Below are 18,016 nucleotides of genomic sequence, written 5' to 3'. Positions count from 1 at the left end.
GGCGCTGATAGTGGCCAAAACGGAAGCGATGTCAGTTGGCGCTCTCAAGCAGGCGGCGGGCGATGACCTGCGCCTGAATCTCGGCCGCACCCTCGAAGATGTTGAGGATGCGCGAGTCGCACAGCACGCGGCTGATGGGGTATTCGAGCGCGAAGCCGTTGCCGCCATGAATCTGCAGCGCGTTGTCGGCGTTGGCCCAGGCGACGCGGGCCCCGAGCAACTTCGCCATGCCGGCTTCGAGATCGCAGCGCAGTCCCTGATCCTTCTGACGAGCCGAGAAGTAGGTGAGCTGGCGCGCGACCATCGTCTCGACCGCCATCATGACGACCTTGTTATAGATGCGCGGGAACGAATAGATCGGCTTGCCGAACTGATTGCGCTCCAGAGCATACTTGAGGCCAAGGTCCATCGCGGCCTGGGCGACACCGACGGCGCGCGCGGCAGTCTGAATGCGGGCGGCCTCGAAGGTATTCATGAGCTGCTTGAAGCCCTGGCCCTCGGTGCCACCGAGGAGCTGGTCTGCCGGCACTTCGAAAGCGTCGAAGGAGATGTCGAACTCCTTCATGCCGCGGTAGCCGAGCACCTCGATCTCGCCACCGGTCATGCCTTCGGCAGGGAACGGGTTCTCGTCGGTGCCGCGCGGCTTCTCGGCAAGAAGCATGGAGAGGCCCTTGTAGCCGGCCTCGTTAGGATTGGTGCGCACGAGCAGCGTCATCAGGTCGGCGCGGACGGGGTGCGTGATCCACGTCTTCTGGCCGGTGACCTTGTAGGTGTCGCCTTCCTTCACCGCGCGCGTTTTAAGCGAGGCGAGATCGGAGCCGATGTTCGGCTCGGTGAAGACGGCGGTGGGCAGGATCTCGCCCGAGGCGATCTTGGGCAGATACTTCTGCTTCTGCTCGTCGGTGCCGTTGTTGAGGATCAGCTCGCCCGCGATCTCGGCGCGGGTGCCGAGCGAGCCAACGCCGATGTAGCCGCGCGAAAGCTCCTCGGAGACGATGCACATGCTCTCCTTGCCGAGGCCGAGGCCGCCGAACTCTTCCGGCATGGTCAGGCCGAAGACGCCGAGGTTGGCAACCTTCTGGATTACCTCAAGCGGAATGTAAGCATTGGCAAGATGCCACTCGTGCGCGTGCGGAATGACCTCCTCTGCGGCGAAGGTGTGCATCTGGTCGAAAATGGCGGCGTGGGTCTCGTCGAGGCCGGGATCGCCGAACGTCGCAGCGTTGGGCTGGGCGGCGATGAGGTCGGCGAGGCGCTTCTTGACGTCCTGGGTCGAGCCGGCGGTGATCATGTCCGCCACCTCGTCCTCGTACTGGCGGATCTCGGCTTTGGAGACACCAAGATGCTCAGGGCGGATCAGCTCGAGCTGGCTCATCGGCAAGCCACCAGCGATCTGGGCGAGGTATTCGGCGAAGGCGGCGGCGAGGATCAGCTGCTCGAACTCGCCAAAGCGGCCCTCGGCGGAAAGGCGCACGCCCCAGTCGTGCATCTGGCGCAGGCCTTCGACAGCGGTCGCCAGCCAGGCGAGGCCGTGCGCTGCGTGCTGGGCGTTGTCGACGCCGCCGGCAGCCTCGACGATGGCACGCACACCCGTTTTGGCAGACTGAAGCACCTTGTCGGCAGATGCGACCGCGCGATCGGCGCGTTCAAGCAGCGCCGCTGGGCCGGCTGAAAGAATATCCTGCTCGGCCGTCTTAACCGCGGTCGACATCGTCTTCCTCCTGGGAAATTCGTTGAGGGGACGCCTGGGATGGCGCCAAACTGGTGCTGCGTTGCAGAATAATGCACCCGCTCGTCAAGGCAATTCCTGCCGCAGGCACGTGCATTATGTGCCGCGGGCCGTCAAACGCCGGACAGTCAAGCGCCAGACAGGGCCTTGAAGAACCGGCTGCCTCGGCCAGTAGCAGCGGCCAACCGCTCAACCAGCGATCCCGGCTGCATCGAACGCGGCCGCTCGGGCGCGTTTTCTAGCTCTTCCCGAGGGTGAGAGATCTCGACGATCTCGACTATGGCCTCGTCTCCGTGACCGAGAAAGGTCTCATAGCCGTTCAGCAGAAGCTGAGGCTCGCGGCTTTTCTCAATCAAATGTCGTAGCGGACGGGGATCGGCGGCGTTGCCAGCGCCCGGATCGTCGAAAACGACGTTGCCGGCGGTCTCGATGATGGTGACGGAGGCTTCGGCGGCCAGGTCGTCAGAGTAGTCGGGCTCTAGGCTGGTGAGGGTCTGAAGGGCGGCCAGCATACGCAGCCCGTCTTCCTCATCCGCTCCAAAGCCGAGCTCTGAACTCGATGCGGGAGGGATGGGCGGCGGCACGCCTCCCGGTGCGGCCATTCGCGCGGGACGCGTCGGCCGATATACTGGGAAGGGGCCAGAAGTGCCCCCCGATCTGTCGCCCGCGGCCACCCGTTCCTCCGCAGCTTCGCCGGATACCAGCGCATTCTAGGAAACGCGAACGGCGGCGTCTATGCGGGCAGCATCGGCTTGGCAACGAATTTCGTAGCGCGGGCGCGGCATTGCCGGCATAGACCGAGACAGCATGCGCAGGTAGGGTCCGGCGCCAATTCGTGTCGGGCTACGGGAGAAGGGAATGCAGCGCTACCGCACGTTGCTCGAGGCAATCTATCGCCTTTATGAGCATAGCGGCTTTGCCATGGCCGGCGCGGTGGCGTTCTCGTTCGTCGTCTCGCTGTTCCCGTTCTGCATTTTTCTCGGCGCCGTCTCTGGCCTGTTCGGCGGCCGCGATCTGGCCGCGCAGGCGGTGAACCAGCTTTTCGAGATCCTGCCGCAGGGTGTAGCAGCGGGACTTGCGCCTCAGGTCGAGGCGATCATGGGGCGCACGCGCATCGATCTTCTGACGGTAAGCGCGGGGTTGTCGCTGTTCTTCGCGACCAACGCCATCGAGACCCTCCGCACGGCGCTCAACGGTGCTTACCGGGTGGTGGAGAAGCGGCCGTATCTCTACTGTCTGGCGCGCAGCATGATGTTCGTCTTCGTCAGTGCGGTTTCGATGCTGGTGCTGACGTGGGTGGTGGTCGTTGGCCCAGCGCTGGCAACGCGGCTCGACCCGTCATTGACGAACACCTTCACGCTCATGCGCTCGACCTGGATGGGAGCGGCGCTGCGCTATGCCTCGGCAGCGGCAGTGATCGGGGGACAGCTTCTCGCCTTCCATCTTTGGCTCGCCGCAGGAAAGCGGCGCATCAAGGATGTGTGGCCGGGGGTGCTGGTTTCCACCGTGCTATGGCTGACGGTGGCGAGCCTTTACTCTTACTACCTCAACTTCAGCGACTACACGCGGTTCTATGCGGGCCTGTCGCAGCTGATGGTGGCAATGATCTTTTTCCAGATGACTGCAGTGATCGTCATCCTGGGCGCTGAGCTCAATCGCGGGATTTATGAGTTCAAGCGCATGAGTGGCATGGGGCTCGACGCTGTTGCTCCGATGTCTTCGCGCAACCGCTGATCAAACAGCAGGCCTTCGGTAGGGTCGATGCCATCCCGGCGGACCGGGATGGCATCTCCATGATCTACTTCTTGTGCAGGCGCTGGCTGGCTTCGAGGACGTCCTCGAATGTGCGCAGACCCGTCGTCGGCGCAGACACGAGCACCGACATGTTGCCGGGCTTATGCTCATTGCGCATCATGCGCATGTGAGCTTTCGGGATCTGCTCCCACGGGAAGACCTCGGACATGCACGGATCGATGCGGCGCTCCACGACGAGCTTATTCGCCTGCGAGGCCTGCATGAGGTTGGCGAAGTGCGAGCCCTGCACGCGCTTCTGGTGCATCCAGAGATAGCGGGCATCCATGGTGAGGTTGTAGCCTGTGGTGCCGGCGCAGATGACCACCATGCCTCCGCGCTTCACCACGAACACCGAGACCGGGAAGGTGGACTGCCCGGGATGCTCGAAGACGCTATCGACGTTGTTGCCCTTGCCGGTGATTTCCCAGATCGCGGCGCCGAATTTGCGCGCGTTCTTGAACCACTCGTCATACTCGGGCGTACCGACCTTAGGCAGCTCGCCCCAGCATTGGAAGTTCTTGCGGTTGATGACGCCACGAGCGCCAAGCTGCATGACGAAATCGCGCTTGTCGTCTTCGGAGACGACGCCAATGGCGTTGGCGCCGGACGTTGCGCACAGCTGCACCGCGAACGAGCCGAGGCCTCCCGAAGCACCCCAAACGAGCACGTTGTGGCCCGGGCGCAGCACGTGCGGACGGTGGCCAAACAGCATGCGATACGCCGTGGCAAGAGTGAGCGTGTAGCAGGCGCTCTCTTCCCAGGTGAGGTGGCGCGGGCGCTCAAGAAGCTGGCGATCCTGGACGCGGCAGAACTGGGCGAAGGAGCCATCCGGCGTCTCGTAGCCCCAGATGCGCTGGCTGGGCGAGAACATCGGGTCGCCGCCGTTGCACTCCTCGTCGTCGCCATCGTCCTGGTTACAGTGAATGACGACCTCGTCGCCCACCTTCCAGCGCTTTACCTTGGAGCCGACCGCCCAGACGATGCCCGAGGCATCGGAGCCGGCGATGTGATAGGGGTTCTTGTGGCCGTCGAGGGGCGAGATCGGCTTGCCAAGTGAAGCCCAAATTCCGTTGTAGTTAACGCCGGCAGCCATCACCAGGACGAGCACATCATGGCTGTCGAGTTCCCAGGTGGGGAGCACCTCGACCTGCATCGCCGTGTCCGGCTCGCCATGGCGCTCCTTGCGGATAGCCCAGGCGTACATGTTCTTGGGGACGTGTCCGAGCGGCGGAATCTCGCCGATTTCATAGAGGTCTTTCTTTTCGGCAGTCCCGGCGCCCGCAACCTCAGTCCTGGCGGCGCTTTGGCTCGTCATTCTTGGCTCCCGTGATGGAAATGCCGGCCCTGAGGCCGCGGCTGGTGGATTGCGGCGCCATCGCCGCAGTGATCTGGAGGCGTTTCAAGCACGATTTCGCGCTGCAATGAAGAGGCTGTGCCGCCGCTATGCGTTCGTGTCAACCAACCTTTAGGAAAATTGCTTCTAGAAGCGGTCTTTAGCCCCCAATCGGGGAGGGCGTGGTTGAACGCTCGCGGTGCACAACGGCGGGACTGGGCGGCATGGTCGATTTTCTGCACAGGGCTGTTACCGTCGACACCTACACGCTGGTCGTGGTGGCCCTCCTGTCCGGATGGGCCGGGGTGCTCACCTTGCACGTGCTTTCACGCACAATGCTGGCGCTGGTATTCGTGCCGGGTTTCGTCCTCGGCGCTCTCGTTACCAACTACGCCTTTGAAGTTACTGGATTCTACCCGACATCCGATCGCGAGACGAACGTCGTCATCGCCTGCACGATGGGAATCATCATCGCGCTATTTGCACTTCTGATCGTAATGCGCTTTACCGCGGTCATCGCCCGTTTGCGCGTCGAGCACCACCGCTTCAGGCATGACATCAAGCCGAAACCGGCATTCGCGCGCGAGCCGCGGCGGCTCTAGTCCGCCGGCCGCATTGCGGCAAAGATAGTTTTGCATTGCGTCGGCGGTTAAGGGTACTTTACGGCAACACCCGAACCCAACCGAGGTTTACGAATGCGCGAAGGCAAGAGCGGGTCCGAGAGCCGGACGCCCGACAAGCCCTGGTTATTCCGTACGTACGCAGGTCACTCGACAGCCACCAAGTCGAACGAACTTTACCGGAAGAACCTTGCCAAGGGGCAGACGGGCCTTTCCATCGCCTTCGACCTGCCGACGCAGACCGGCTATGACAGCGACGACGAGCTTGCCCGGGGCGAGGTCGGCAAGGTGGGCGTTCCGGTTTCGCACATCGGCGACATGCGCGCGCTGCTGGACGGCATCCCGCTCGACCAGATGAACACGTCGATGACGATCAACGCCACGGCCGCGTGGCTGCTGTCGCTCTACGTGGCATTCGCGGACGAGCAGGGCGCCTCGCGCGACAAGCTCACCGGCACGATCCAGAACGACATCATCAAGGAATACCTGTCGCGCGGGACCTACGTATTCCCGCCCGAGCCTTCGCTGCGGCTGATCAAAGATACGATCGTCTTCTCGTACCAGAACGTGCCGAAGTGGAACCCCACCAACGTCTGCTCGTACCACTTGCAGGAAGCGGGCGCGACGCCGGTGCAGGAACTGGCTTACGCGCTGGCAACGGCACTCGCCGTGCTCGATACCGTGAAGGCGTCGGGCGAAGTGCCGGCCGAGAAATTCGGCCAGGTGGTGGGGCGCGTATCGTTCTTCGTCAACGCGGGCATGCGGTTCGTCACCGAGATCTGCAAGATGCGCGCGTTCAATGAGCTCTGGGAGGAGATCACGCTCAACCGTTACGGCGTGACGAACCCCAAGGAGCGGATGTTCCGCTACGGCGTGCAGGTCAACAGCCTCGGCCTCACCGAGCCGCAGCCAGAAAACAACGTTTACCGCATCCTGATCGAGATGCTGGCGGTGACGCTGTCGAAGAAGGCGCGCGCTCGCGCGGTGCAGCTTCCGGCGTGGAACGAGGCCCTCGGCCTGCCACGTCCGTGGGACCAGCAGTGGTCGCTGCGGATGCAGCAGATCGTGGCGTATGAGACCGACCTGCTCGAATACGGCGACATCTTCGATGGATCGGTCGAGATGAGCCGCAAGGTCGAAGAGCTGAAAGAGCAGGCGAAGGCAGAGCTCGCTACCATCGAGTCGCTCGGCGGCGCGGTGGCGTCGATCGACTACATGAAGCGGCGGCTCGTGGAGAGCAACACGTCGCGTCTTGCCGCCATTGAGAGCGGCAAGCAGATCGTCGTCGGTGTCAACAAGTGGACCGAGACCGAGCCCTCTCCGCTGACGGCGGGCGAAGGCGCGATCATGGTCGTCGATCCGGCCGTTGAAGCCGAGCAGATCGAGCGTCTCAAAGCTTGGCGCGCCTCGCGCGATGACAAGGCGGTCAAGGCCGCGCTTGCCGAGGTGGAGCGGGCGGCGAAGGAAGGCCGCAACATCATGGAGTCGTCCATCGCGGCTGCGCGCGCGGGCGTTACCACCGGCGAATGGGGAACGACACTACGGCGCGTGTTCGGTGAATACCGGGCGCCGACGGGTGTGGCTCAGGCTGCGGTTGCGCGCGAAGGGCTGGAGCTCGACAGCGTGCGTGCTTCGGTCGACGATCTTTCGAACAAGCTCGGTCGGCGGATGAAGTTCCTGGTCGGCAAGCCGGGTCTCGATGGTCACTCGAACGGCGCCGAACAGATCGCAGTGCGCGCACGCGACGTCGGCATGGAAGTCGTCTACGAGGGCATCCGCCTGACGCCGGCGCAGATCGTGCGCGCGGCGGTGGACGAGAGCGCGCACGTGATCGGCCTGTCGATCCTGTCCGGCAGCCACGTGCCGCTGGTGCAGGAAGTGATGGAGCGTCTGCGCAAGGAAGGACTGACCGACGTTCCGGTGGTCGTCGGCGGCATCATTCCGCCTGAAGACGAGGTGAAGCTGAAAGCATTTGGCGTCGCCGCGGTCTACACACCGAAGAACTTCCAGCTGAACGACATCATGGCCGACATCGTGCGCCTCGTGGACAGCCAGGTGATGGCTGCCGCATAAGCTGCGGGCACACCAATAAGGAAGAACCGCCATGCGTGAGGAAACGCGGCGCAAGCTCGAGCGCACGTTGTGGATCGAGCGGATAAAGAAGATCGCAATCGGCGCCGCGGCGCTGGTCGCGATTGCGGCCTATTTCGTCTACGAGGACTATGACGCGCGCATCGACAATGTGCGGGTGCCGGCGACCGTCGTGGCGGTTGGTCCGCTCAACATCAAGAATTCGCAACTCGTCGAAGAAGGGCTGTCTGTGGAAGTGGCTCTCGACGCGGGCGGCCGCAAAGTGACGGTCATGGCGATGAAGAAGACCGATCCGCACGTTGGAGATCACGTGCAGATCACAGAGCATCGCCACCACACGGGAAGAACTACTTATTCTTGGAAGTGAAGCTCTCTGTTGGAAGTGACACCAGCGGCGACGGCGAGGTTGTGCTGTCGAGCCCTCGCAAGCTGACAGCCGGCGCTCGCGCCGGGGCGCCTTGCGCCCTGGCTGCGCAGTTATTCCTGGAAGTGACACCAGTGGCGGCGGCGAGAGCTGTCTTTCGGCGGCTCGCAAGTTGAGAGCCGCGCCTTGGGCGGAGCCCCTTGGGCCCTGGCCGCTGCGCGGCGGTGATGATCTTGGAAGTGAGACGTGTCGCGGCGCCGTCAGGCGTCTTCGATCTCCTTGCCGGCGATGGCGACGTCCTCGCCGAGAGTTTCGCGCACGTAGAGCCGACGCACCGCCACATCGAGGACGATGGCGAGCGGATAGCCGAAAAGAAGTCCGAGCGGCCCGAAGAGAATGCCGATCGCGATGACCGCGAAGAGACCGACTGCAGGTGGCAGATCGACAGCGCGCCCGGAAACGAGCGGCATGATGATGTTGCTCTCGATCTGCTGCACGGCGATGAAGAGAACGATGGTCCATGCGGCCAGTTCCCAGCCCTGCGTGGAGGCAAGAAGCACCGCGGGTACCGCGGCCATCACCGGGCCGACGATGGGAACGAATTCCAGCACGCCAGCGATAAAGCCCAGGGCGAGCGCGGACGGCACGCCGATGAGCGCCAGACCGATGCCGGAGAGAACGCCGACCAGCACCATGGCGATGAGCTGAGCGCCGAGCCATAGGCGCAGTGCGTCTCCCGCGTCATTCAATGTGGCAGCGACTTTCTCTTGCGCCCCCTTGGGAAACAGCATCAGGAGACCGTTGCGATACGTCTGCGGATCGACAGCGATGTAGACTCCTGCAATGAGAACGACGAACAGGGTGGCGAGGCTACCGACTATGGTCGATCCCCAGGACAGGGCGCTGGCAAGGAGATTGCCGACGGAGGATCCCTTCAGAAGCTGCGAGACCGACTGGAACGGCTCCGATTTCGACAGGGCCGCCGTCGCGGCCGGCAGCTTCTCGATAAGCTCGCTGAGCTGGCTGCTGATCTGCGAACCGAACAGCACGCCGACGGCGACAATGAGCGTCAGAACACCTAATCCGGCACCGAGCAGCGAAAGCTTCGGACCGATCCCGGTCATGCGCTGGAGCGGCTCGGCAATGGCGCGAAGCACGACGGCGAGAAGCACCGCTCCGAAGCCAAGCAACACAATGTCGGCGAGCATATAGAGTGCCGCGGCGCCGGCCAGAATGGCGACCACAATGAGCACCCGGCGTACGAAGTCGGCTTCGGGAAAATCGGCGGAGCGGATCGGCACGTTCTGTTCCTTGCGAATGGCCGCGCCCGGCAACGCCCGGCTCGCGCGTGAGGTTCCCTTCAGCGGCTGGTCCGGCGCATCGTGGCACGCGAGGGCTCGAAGTCGAGGCGAAACCTCCCCGCATGAAGGAGCCTCAAGCGCATGAAAAAAGTCTCAATGCTGGTTGCCTCTCCCACTGGCGAGGCGCTGATGCCGAGGCTTTTGGGACCGATGCGCCGTCCGGCGCGCGGCGTGGCTGGGGCGACCGGGACCCGGAATCTGCCGCAGATTGGGGACTTCCCATCGCCTACCAAAGGCTGTAGCAATGCCCCGCCTCTGAAGGTCGCCCGGATGGCGGAACTGGTAGACGCACGGGACTCAAAATCCCGCATCCGCAAGGGTATGTCGGTTCGACTCCGACTCCGGGCACCACCTCCGAGAGCACTTTAAACTGTCCGCAAGCGTGGCCTTTCCGACTGTGCCCCCTTGGACAGCGTTCCATTTCCACGGCGGGAAGCATTTCCAGGGGGCAGGCATTTTGGCCGATACAGAGAACGTCTCGACGCGCCGCGTGCTGCTCGCAAGCCTCGCCGGCACGGCTATCGAATTCTTCGACTTCTACATCTACGCGACGGCCGCGGTGCTGGTGTTCCCGCACCTATTCTTCCCCAACGCCGACCCAACGACAGCGACGCTGCAATCGTTCGCGACGTTTTCGATCGCGTTTTTTGCACGGCCAATAGGCGCCATGCTGTTCGGGCACTTCGGCGACAGAATCGGCCGGAAGGCGACACTAGTGGCAGCGTTGCTGACGATGGGGCTTTCGACGGTGATCATCGGTTTGCTGCCGACGTATCAGTCCGTCGGCATCCTGGCGCCGATCCTTCTGGCTGCCTGCCGCTTCTTCCAGGGCCTGGGCCTCGGCGGCGAGTGGGGCGGCGCCGTGCTGCTGGCGACAGAGAACGCACCGGAGTCGAAAAAGTCCTGGTTCGGAATGTTTCCCCAACTCGGCGCGCCGATCGGCTTTCTGTGCTCGACAGGCATCTTCCTCATCATCACCGAGACACTGACGGACGAGCAGTTCATGTCGTTCGGCTGGCGCATTCCATTCATTGCCAGCGCGACGCTGGTGCTGGTGGGGCTCTATGTGCGGCTGCGCATTGCCGAGACACCGGCGTTCAAGCGGGCGATCGAAAACGACGAGCGCGTGGAGATGCCTATTGTCACGGTGTTCGCGCGTCATGCCCGGCTGCTCGTACTCGGCACGTTCGGCGCTCTGGCAACGTTCGTGTTGTTCTACCTGATGACCGTGTTTGCGTTGAGCTGGGGTATCAGCTCGCTCGGATACACGCGGCAGGAATTCCTGCCGATACAGATGATCGGTGTCATCTTTTTCGGACTGACCATCCCACTCTCGGCCTGGCTGGCGGATCGCTATGGCCGGCGGCTCGTCCTGTTGTGGGCGACGGCGCTGATCGGTGCATTCGGGCTGCTGTTCCAGCCGATGTTCGGCTCGGGAGGCGTGGTATCGGTCGTGCTCTTCATGATCGTCGGCTTGGCGCTGATGGGGCTGACGTACGGGCCGCTCGGCACGGCGCTGTCGGAGCCATTTCCTGTCGGAGTGCGCTATACGGGGACGTCGCTGGCGTTCAACGCGGCGGGCATCTTCGGTGCGTCTCTGGCGCCTTACATCGCGACGACGCTGGCAACGAGCTACGGCATCTCGGCGGTCGGATATTATCTACTCGGCGCCGCTGTCCTCACGTTCCTGGCGTTGCTGGGGCTCGGGCGATTTGGCGAGCGTGGGGCCGTGCCCGCGTTACAGCGCGGATAGGCGCCATGGTCGATCTCAACGTGGCGCGCCGATCCGCAGCGTGGGCGCGGAGAGGATGTCTCGGACGTCCAAAGTGCCGAGATTCTTCGTCTCTGATGTCGCAATATCGAACTGCTTAAAGACGTAGCGGTCGCCCGTCCGCTCAATGAAGCGCACGACATCGTTGTCGACGGATACAGGATTCGAAAGCGACATAGCGGCATTGGCGCTCGGCGGAATGACCGCGATGGGTTTCTTCGACGCAAGGTTCGCTACGACTATATCGTAGATCCAACCGCCAGCTTCCTTGGAACTGCGGGATGAGCTGAGGAAAGCTATGTGCTTACCGTCGGGCGATAGACTTGGTTTTGAATTATAGTTCTTGCCATGACCGATGCACGGCTTGCTTGTGTCACCACCGAAGTCGGTCAGCTCGAAGTCCTTCCCCACTTTCGCGCTGTAGATGTGACTGTCGCTGCGCTTGTTGGCTTGCATCATTTCTAATGCGATGACGTCTCCGCCGGCAGAGACGGATGTCAGGCTGACCGCGCCAACATCTGTGAGCCTGCGCGGCTCGGCGCCAGATCGGAAGAGAAACAAGTCAAAGTGGCGATAGGCGAGAATTTGGCCTTTTGTGCGAGGATCGGTCCGGCTCTGTAAGGGCGACGCGGCGTACAGCAACGCGCCATCAGGCAACACGAACTTACTGCCGATGCCTTCGACGCTCGACAGCAGAGGCTCGCATACTGGTTTGTCACCACCGCATCGGAATAGAGTGCTTTGGAGGCCTGCCGCAGAAAATGGTGGGTTAGTTTGCGGGGCGTCAGTCACCAGAAATGCATCTCCGATCAAGAGCGTCGCCGGCCAGAGGTGACCGGTGGCGCTTTGGTAGACTTCAAGCGAGCGATCCTCAGGTGAGTAGACGACGAGACGCTCCGTCTCGCCCTCCTTGCCATGGAGAAACGAATAATGCGTCTTGTTGGCCGACGTGGTGGATAGATGAAGGCTCTTCCATGGCTTGTCATCCTCGCACGACGCAAGCGTAAGGAGGGCCACTAGCGCGACTCCCAAGCGGATCGGCATTGGCATCTCCTTTGCGGCAGGCGGTGCGTCCTCGGCGTTGCCAAGGCTTGGGTATCGAAGGTGCCTCAACAATTGGATAACTCACGGCGACGCTCCCCGCTTGACCGCGCAATGCCCGGAGTTCATAGGAACGGCGGACAGGCGAGCAAGGGGCTTCGACTCCCGAGCGCATAGTCCAGCGAGCATAGTCGCATCAAGACACATGTGCGGCAGCGTCCCGAAAGATCACTGCCGCACCGCGCGCTGCCTGTAACGCGCCCCAGGCGGCGGGCATTACAAACAGCTCACCCTCAGATTCTCGAAGCCGATAATTTTTGCGCCCGTGCAAGCCTACGGGACCGCGTTTCGTCCTCACTGTGAACCATGGCGCGAATTCCTTTCGTTTTCTTGCTCGCTTTTTGTGGCGCCAAAGCTGGCAGCTGCTGAAAGCACGACCCACAGAACTTAATCGACAAACGGCTCTATGGAATCCGTAGGGAGGATCGGCGGATGCGTATTTATACGCGCCGTTTCTTCCGCGATGAGCCTTGGTCTGACGTCCAATTCATAGTGAAATAAAATGATTGCTCGCCACTCCTTGGACTGTTCTATTTCGCGTCGAAACTCTCGCTGCGGATATCGCTGTGAGGCCAATTCACGGAAATCGACACGACGGAACGAGATGGCACTAACGCGCACAGACGAAGAAGCCGTCGCCGAAGGGCTTGCGGTGCGTTTCAACATGATGGCGGGGAAGCGCCTGCTCACCTGCTGGGTGCGTGCGGCGGCACTGGAAAAGCTGGAGAACAACCCCCGACTTGAGCGGGAAAAGTTTCTCGACGCATTCGGACGCCATAGCGCGACCTTAGAGGACGCTGCCAGGCGCATTTTCGAGCGCGGTCTCTTGGATGGTCCCAACATTGTAATCCGTAAAGAGAACGTCTGATTTCCGAAGTCCGCCAGCGCTCCGCGCGGCTGGCTCAATTGCGCAGACTCACCGCTTCCAATTTGCACTGCCGTTGCCGCGCACGCGGCTGAATACAACTGCGCCTTTACAGCCTACCTTCTGGTTGGTAGGGTGCGAAATAACAACGAAGTCTAGGGAAGAGAAACATGTTCGATTGGGCGAAATACCGCGAAGATCTCGGTCAGCGCATTGGTGAACTTGCGGCGCTGTCGCCAGACACTGTGGGGGGGTATAAAATGGCCTCCGGCGCGGGCGCGAAGACCAACAACCTCGATGAAAAGACCCGTCAGCTCATCTCACTGGCCGTGGCCGTGACGACGCGTTGCGACGGCTGCATCGCCTTTCATGCCCAGGCTGCCGTCAAAGCCGGCGCGAAGTCGGCAGAAGTTGCAGAGGCGCTCGGCGTCGCTGTCGCCATGAATGCCGGCGCGGCCCTCGTCTACTCGGCGCGCGCGATGGACGCGGTGGCAAGCTTGGAATCCTAAGAATGGCGAAAGCCCGCGAGGATATGCTTCTCGCGGGCTTTCTATACACCGAACGGACGGGCGTTCGGATTTGTCGGCCGGCTCAGCGGCTCTCGTCGCGACGGCGTACTCGTACGACCACTTCCACGCGCGAAATCTCCATGCCATCCGGCACGGGTGGCAGCCGCGTTACCGTCAAATAGCCATCCGGCACGTCGACGATTGCATCGTCGCCTTCATAGAAGAGATGGTGATGGTCAGACACGTTGGTGTCGAACCAGGTCTTCTGTCCGTCAAGAGCCAAGCGGCGGATCATGCCGGACTGCGTGAACTGCTGCAGCGTGTTGTACACTGTCGCCAATGAGACAGGGATGCGCTCACGCATTGCATCCTCGTGCAGAATATCGGCAGTGAAGTGACGATCGCCGTTGCTGAATAGGAGCTTCGCAAGCTGGAGACGCTGACGCGTGGGCCGCAGTCCTGCTTCACGCAGCCTGCCACCAAGCTCGCGTGTTGCACACGCTTTGGTACAAAGGGCGCACATGCGGCTTGTTACAATCTCTACGGGATCGCGGCCGACCTCGCAGGCCGCGGGTGGGGTCAAGCGCATCGATTGCGTGCGTTGAGTTGCCGTAGCCGTAGCCGTGGCTTCTTCCGTCTGCTGCTTGATGAAAGACAGCGTATTGTGCGTATCGGTCATGCGCGACCTCCCGGCATCGATGATGCATCGAGGAACTTATCGAAAAAGATCTGCGAGTCTTTGAGGCCAACCGCCTTGAGCCTACCAACGGCTGCATCAACCATGGCTGGCGGTCCGCAGAGATAAGCCTGACCGCTAGAACCAGCGAACATCGCTGGCGAGATTGCGTCAGGGCAATGGCCCGTGGCTCCCTCCCAGCCGCTTGCGCCATTTTCCTGGGACAGGACAGGCAGGAAGGTAAACTGGCCATTCAATTGGCGCGCAAAATCGTTGATCTCATCGAGGCAGTAGAGGTCCTGCCGCGTGCGCGCACCGAAGACCAGCGTGACGTTCTCCTTGCGCTTCTCAGCAACGAACTGCTGTAGCAGCGCTCTGATCGGTGCCAAACCGCTCCCGCCAGCCATCAGCAGCAGAGAGCCTCCTGGGTCGCGCAAGTAGAACGATCCGTGGGGACCATCGAGCGTGATTGAACTGCCGACTCGGTCCCCCGAATGCAGCCATTCGGTGAGTTGCCCATTAGGAACGCGGCGGATGAAAAAGCTGACCGTGTTCTGCTTTTCATGACCGGGCGCATTCGAAAACGAATAGGAGCGCGCCTTGTCGACGACACCTGGGACGGACACATCAGCGTATTGTCCTGGAAGGTAGTCGGCGAACTCATCCGATAGCTCTATGCCGACATCGAGGATGTCATGGGTCAGCGGGGAGACGCGGCTGATCCTGCCCTCGACGCGCCGCGTATTGGCGAGAACGGCGCTGTCGTCGGCGACGTTTACTTCAACCTCGATATCGCTGCGCAGCATCGTCTGACACGCAAGGATGTACCCCTGGTCCATCTCCTCGCCGCTGAGGACATAGCTGAAATCGTTGAGCGGCTTGATGTTGCCGCTCAACAGTTTGCATTTGCATGAGCCGCAGCTGCCAACGCGACAGTTGTACGGCCACTTGACCCCGTTCTCCAACGCCGCCTTGAGCAGATTCTCAGACGAACCTCCCTTTACAGAGATCGTCTTCCCCATCGGCATAATGGTGGCGTTGAATGGGCCCTTGTTCTTCTTGAAGAAGCTGAACATCTAGGAAGTCTCGTGCTCTGTAGATCGGGTTAGCCGCGAAGATCGACCTTCAAAGGCGGACGATTTCTGGCTTGAGCGAATAGAGAATGCAGAGGATCTCATCCCGCTCGCGCTTGCCGACGTTGCACTTCTCAAGCGCGTTGAGAACGTCGTCGCAAACGGCGATGAACTCGGCCTCGTTGATGTTCATTCCGCGGTGAGCGGAAATCATGTCCTTGCCGGTGTAGGCCTCAGGACCACCGAAACCAGCGCAGCACATTTCCGTGACGAGGCGCTTCACCTCCACAGGGTTGCTATTCACGTAGCGCTGCATGATCTGCGGATTTGACGTGTGATTGGCCCAGATGACTTCCACGATCTCCTCGATGCGTGGACGCCGACCGAGGCGCTCGTACAGTGAAGGTTCGCCAGCGGGTGCAACGTCCATCGTGGGCGCCTCCGCCATAACTTGGGCTCCTGCAGACATTTTATTCTCCTCCCGGTGCTGCGATCCGCCGGGATTGGCGGATCGCATTCTTTAAGTTTTGTTTGCTTTCTTATTAGGCGACGTAGCTGACTTCGAGCCGCTTACCCTGCACCTTGCGCGGGTCGAGGTCGTAGCCGACGGCCTTGTTGATCTTCTCCGCGATCTTGCGCTCTTCCGGTGTCGCAAAGTCACGATCCCAGATCGCCAGCTTCCGGCGCATGATGTAGTGCCAGAGCGGGGGAACGAGCGTGAGAACGAACTCGGTGTAGTAGCCAATGCGCGCATTGGGTGCGCCAGTCGGCGGCCCGCCTACACCGGTGAGCTCCCAGAAGTGGGTCTCTCCCCGGTCATGATGGTCAGCCTGACGGCCGATCTCGATGAACGCCCAGCTGGTGAAGATGGTGTCGTTGTCCCACGAGTGGCGATACTCGATGGGCTCGCCCTTCACGCGGATGAGGCCGTAGTGCTCCATGTAATTGAGCGCTTCGAGCTCGAAGTTGGAGATGATCCAGACGACGAGCATGACGGCGAGGCCGATGAGGACGCCCGAGGCAGCGCCGTTGGCGGCATAACCCGCGTAGGAAAATAGGGCGATGGTCGGCAGGCTCATCAGATAGCCCCGTATCCAGCGGTTGGACAGCGACAGGAACGACTTGCCCATGCGCTTCAGACGCTTGCTCTCGGTCAGAATGCCGAAGTACGACTGGCCGACGTGCGAGACGATGAAGTGCTTGTAGATCGAGCGGCCGCGCGGAGCAGTGGCGGGGTCGGTGTCGTCTCCCATCTTATTGCCCTCAGGGCCAAGCCAAGCGCGGCCAAGCTCGAGATGATGGTTGTAGACGTGCGCGAAGCAGAAGTGCGCCGTACCGGACAGCGCCATCATCCAACGTGAGATGAGGAAGCCGATGCCCTTCGTGTGCGCCAGCTCATGGCCGAAGATGATGCCAAGACCCTGGTGCATGCCGGCGCCGATCGTGGCGCCAACGAGCGTCCACGTATCGATGCCGTTCATGTACTCGATGCCGTTCCAGCTCATCATCTCCATCGGAACGCCAGCCACGTACTGGTAGACGCGCCAAGCAAGAGCGAGCTGCAGACCTATGAAAGTCATCAGCTGGAAGTACATCATCCCGTTGAGGATGCCCGGCACGCCGGCAGGCGAGCCATCCCTGTCTGATGCGGCGCCGCGCAGATGAAGCGGGGCGGTCAGGGTATCAACGATAATGTTGACAGCAAAAATGGCGACGCCCAGCCAGGCCCAGATGCCGCCCTTCAGGATACCAAAGGTGCACGCCAACACGCCCAGGGGCGTGTAGAGGTACACGAGATGGCCCAATATCAACCTCTTCATGTTTTCTCCCTTTAGTTACGATCGGCGGCCGCTGAGCCGCTAATTTTCGAAGACAACTTTTGTGTCTTCTGGCCTTCCCCTTGGCGGAAAGAAAGGGCCGCCAAATCCCATTAGAATGCGTCGAAGTTAGCGCTCGAAGCTCCCGCTCCACCATCCGTGAAAATACGGACGCATACGTACGGCACGTATTTTTTGCAGTGCGCGGGCCCCGAATTTTCACTCACTCTTTGGGGAGCTCGACGATGCGCAGGTACGGCTTCAGCTCTTTCCAGCCTTGAGGGAAAAGCCCCTTGGCATCGTCATTTGAGATGCTGGGTGGAATGATTGCAGCTTCGCCCTTCTGCCAGTTCACCGGTGTTGCAACGCGGTGTCGATCGGCGGTCTGCAGGCTGTCGATGACACGCAGAATTTCTTCGAAATTGCGTCCCGTGCTCGGTGGATATGTCATCGTCAGCCGAACTTTCTTGTTCGGATCTACGATGTAGACGGTGCGCACCGTGATTGTCGGATCGGTGTCTGGGTGAATCATCCCGTAGAGTTTGCTGACCTTATGATCGGCATCCGCGAGGACCGGGAAGTTCAAGCACTGGCCCTGCGTTTCCTCAATATCCTTCTCCCAACCGACGTGGTTCTCGCCTGTGTCGACCGAGAGGCCGATGACCTTCACATTGCGCTTCTCCCACTCCGGCATCAGGCGAGCCGCAACTGCGAGCTCGGTGGTGCAAACGGGGGTATAATCTTTGGGGTGGCTGAAGAGGATGCCCCACGAGTCGCCTAGCCACTCGTGAAAGTTGATCGTTCCGCGGCTGCTTTCCTGGCTAAAATCCGGCGCTGTCTGGCCTAGCGATATCACCGTCTGACACTCCTTGGATTGATTGGGTATTCGTCCATAGGAGCGCGAACAGCGAT

At 61.4% G+C, this 18,016-nt stretch carries 17 protein-coding genes and 1 tRNA gene; 8 read left to right on the top strand and 10 right to left on the bottom strand.

Annotated elements, in window-relative coordinates; all coding sequences use genetic code 11:
• Positions 1-31 precede the first annotated feature (31 nt).
• Entirely contained in the window at positions 32-1,711 is a 1,680-nt protein-coding gene (locus tag ACP15D_RS14010; protein ID WP_424958062.1) for an acyl-CoA dehydrogenase family protein, read from the bottom strand.
• Positions 1,712-1,857: 146 nt separating this feature from the next.
• Positions 1,858-2,331 carry a hypothetical protein gene (locus ACP15D_RS14005; protein WP_424958061.1) on the bottom strand — a complete coding sequence of 158 codons (474 nt, stop codon included), beginning with the start codon at positions 2,329-2,331 and terminating at the stop codon, positions 1,858-1,860.
• A 256-nt stretch (positions 2,332-2,587) separates the two neighbouring features.
• On the opposite strand from ACP15D_RS14005, the gene ACP15D_RS14000 reads away from it, so the two are divergent.
• Positions 2,588-3,463 carry a YihY/virulence factor BrkB family protein gene (locus ACP15D_RS14000; RefSeq protein WP_424958060.1) on the top strand — a complete coding sequence of 292 codons (876 nt, stop codon included), beginning with the start codon at positions 2,588-2,590 and terminating at the stop codon, positions 3,461-3,463.
• A 64-nt stretch (positions 3,464-3,527) separates the two neighbouring features.
• On the opposite strand, the gene ccrA is transcribed toward ACP15D_RS14000, so the two are convergent.
• Positions 3,528-4,838, bottom strand: coding sequence for a crotonyl-CoA carboxylase/reductase (gene ccrA, locus ACP15D_RS13995; protein ID WP_424958059.1), 1,311 nt, complete (start codon positions 4,836-4,838; stop codon positions 3,528-3,530).
• Positions 4,839-5,080: 242 nt separating this feature from the next.
• Between ccrA and ACP15D_RS13990 the strand changes: the two genes are divergently transcribed.
• The 3 genes from ACP15D_RS13990 to ACP15D_RS13980 all read left to right on the top strand — a co-directional run bounded on the left by ACP15D_RS13990 (position 5,081) and on the right by ACP15D_RS13980 (position 7,934).
• Positions 5,081-5,458 (top strand): hypothetical protein, encoded by a 378-nt coding sequence (locus ACP15D_RS13990; RefSeq protein WP_424958058.1) that lies wholly within the window; start codon positions 5,081-5,083, stop codon positions 5,456-5,458.
• A gap of 93 nt (positions 5,459-5,551) precedes the next feature.
• Entirely contained in the window at positions 5,552-7,549 is a 1,998-nt protein-coding gene (locus ACP15D_RS13985; RefSeq protein ID WP_424958057.1) for a protein meaA, read from the top strand.
• A 31-nt stretch (positions 7,550-7,580) separates the two neighbouring features.
• Positions 7,581-7,934, top strand: a complete 354-nt coding sequence (locus tag ACP15D_RS13980; protein WP_424958056.1) for a hypothetical protein — start codon at positions 7,581-7,583, stop codon at positions 7,932-7,934.
• Positions 7,935-8,191: 257 nt separating this feature from the next.
• Here ACP15D_RS13980 and ACP15D_RS13975 read toward each other — a convergent pair whose 3' ends face one another.
• Complete coding sequence (locus tag ACP15D_RS13975; protein WP_424958055.1) at positions 8,192-9,232, bottom strand: AI-2E family transporter; 1,041 nt, start codon at positions 9,230-9,232, stop codon at positions 8,192-8,194.
• 324 nt (positions 9,233-9,556) lie between these two features.
• Between ACP15D_RS13975 and ACP15D_RS13970 the strand changes: the two genes are divergently transcribed.
• Together ACP15D_RS13970 and ACP15D_RS13965 are read left to right on the top strand one after the other, a co-directional pair.
• A tRNA-Leu gene (locus tag ACP15D_RS13970) sits at positions 9,557-9,643 on the top strand.
• Between the two features lie 106 nt (positions 9,644-9,749).
• Entirely contained in the window at positions 9,750-11,045 is a 1,296-nt protein-coding gene (locus tag ACP15D_RS13965; protein WP_424958054.1) for an MFS transporter, read from the top strand.
• 15 nt (positions 11,046-11,060) lie between these two features.
• Here the strand turns inward: ACP15D_RS13965 and ACP15D_RS13960 are convergent, their stop codons facing one another.
• Positions 11,061-12,107: a TolB family protein gene (locus tag ACP15D_RS13960; RefSeq protein ID WP_424958053.1), complete on the bottom strand. Its 1,047-nt coding sequence runs from the start codon at positions 12,105-12,107 to the stop codon at positions 11,061-11,063.
• Positions 12,108-12,768: 661 nt separating this feature from the next.
• Between ACP15D_RS13960 and ACP15D_RS13955 the strand changes: the two genes are divergently transcribed.
• Positions 12,769-13,032, top strand: a complete 264-nt coding sequence (locus tag ACP15D_RS13955) for a DUF1488 family protein (protein WP_424958052.1) — start codon at positions 12,769-12,771, stop codon at positions 13,030-13,032.
• A 167-nt stretch (positions 13,033-13,199) separates the two neighbouring features.
• A complete protein-coding gene (locus ACP15D_RS13950) occupies positions 13,200-13,538 on the top strand; it encodes a carboxymuconolactone decarboxylase family protein (RefSeq protein ID WP_424958051.1) in 339 nt (112 codons plus the stop codon).
• An 82-nt stretch (positions 13,539-13,620) separates the two neighbouring features.
• Here the strand turns inward: ACP15D_RS13950 and irrA are convergent, their stop codons facing one another.
• From irrA to ACP15D_RS13925, 5 genes are all read right to left on the bottom strand, one after another.
• Positions 13,621-14,217 carry an iron response transcriptional regulator IrrA gene (gene irrA / locus ACP15D_RS13945; protein ID WP_424958050.1) on the bottom strand — a complete coding sequence of 199 codons (597 nt, stop codon included), beginning with the start codon at positions 14,215-14,217 and terminating at the stop codon, positions 13,621-13,623.
• A complete protein-coding gene (locus tag ACP15D_RS13940; protein WP_424958049.1) occupies positions 14,214-15,290 on the bottom strand; it encodes a 2Fe-2S iron-sulfur cluster-binding protein in 1,077 nt (358 codons plus the stop codon). The genes irrA and ACP15D_RS13940 overlap by 4 nt, the downstream gene beginning before the upstream one ends.
• 49 nt (positions 15,291-15,339) lie before the next feature.
• Positions 15,340-15,756: a group I truncated hemoglobin gene (locus tag ACP15D_RS13935; protein ID WP_424958048.1), complete on the bottom strand. Its 417-nt coding sequence runs from the start codon at positions 15,754-15,756 to the stop codon at positions 15,340-15,342.
• A gap of 73 nt (positions 15,757-15,829) precedes the next feature.
• Entirely contained in the window at positions 15,830-17,107 is a 1,278-nt protein-coding gene (locus ACP15D_RS13930; protein ID WP_424958047.1) for a fatty acid desaturase, read from the bottom strand.
• A gap of 220 nt (positions 17,108-17,327) precedes the next feature.
• Complete coding sequence (locus tag ACP15D_RS13925; protein ID WP_424958046.1) at positions 17,328-17,960, bottom strand: peroxiredoxin; 633 nt, start codon at positions 17,958-17,960, stop codon at positions 17,328-17,330.
• Positions 17,961-18,016 lie beyond the last annotated feature (56 nt).

Origin of the sequence: Hyphomicrobium sp. 1Nfss2.1, from assembly GCF_965243865.1 — a bacterium.
In the GTDB taxonomy this organism is placed as follows: Bacteria; Pseudomonadota; Alphaproteobacteria; order Rhizobiales; family Hyphomicrobiaceae; genus Hyphomicrobium_A.
Note: the sequence above shows the minus strand (reverse complement) of the source record. Positions and strands in the feature narration are given on the sequence as shown.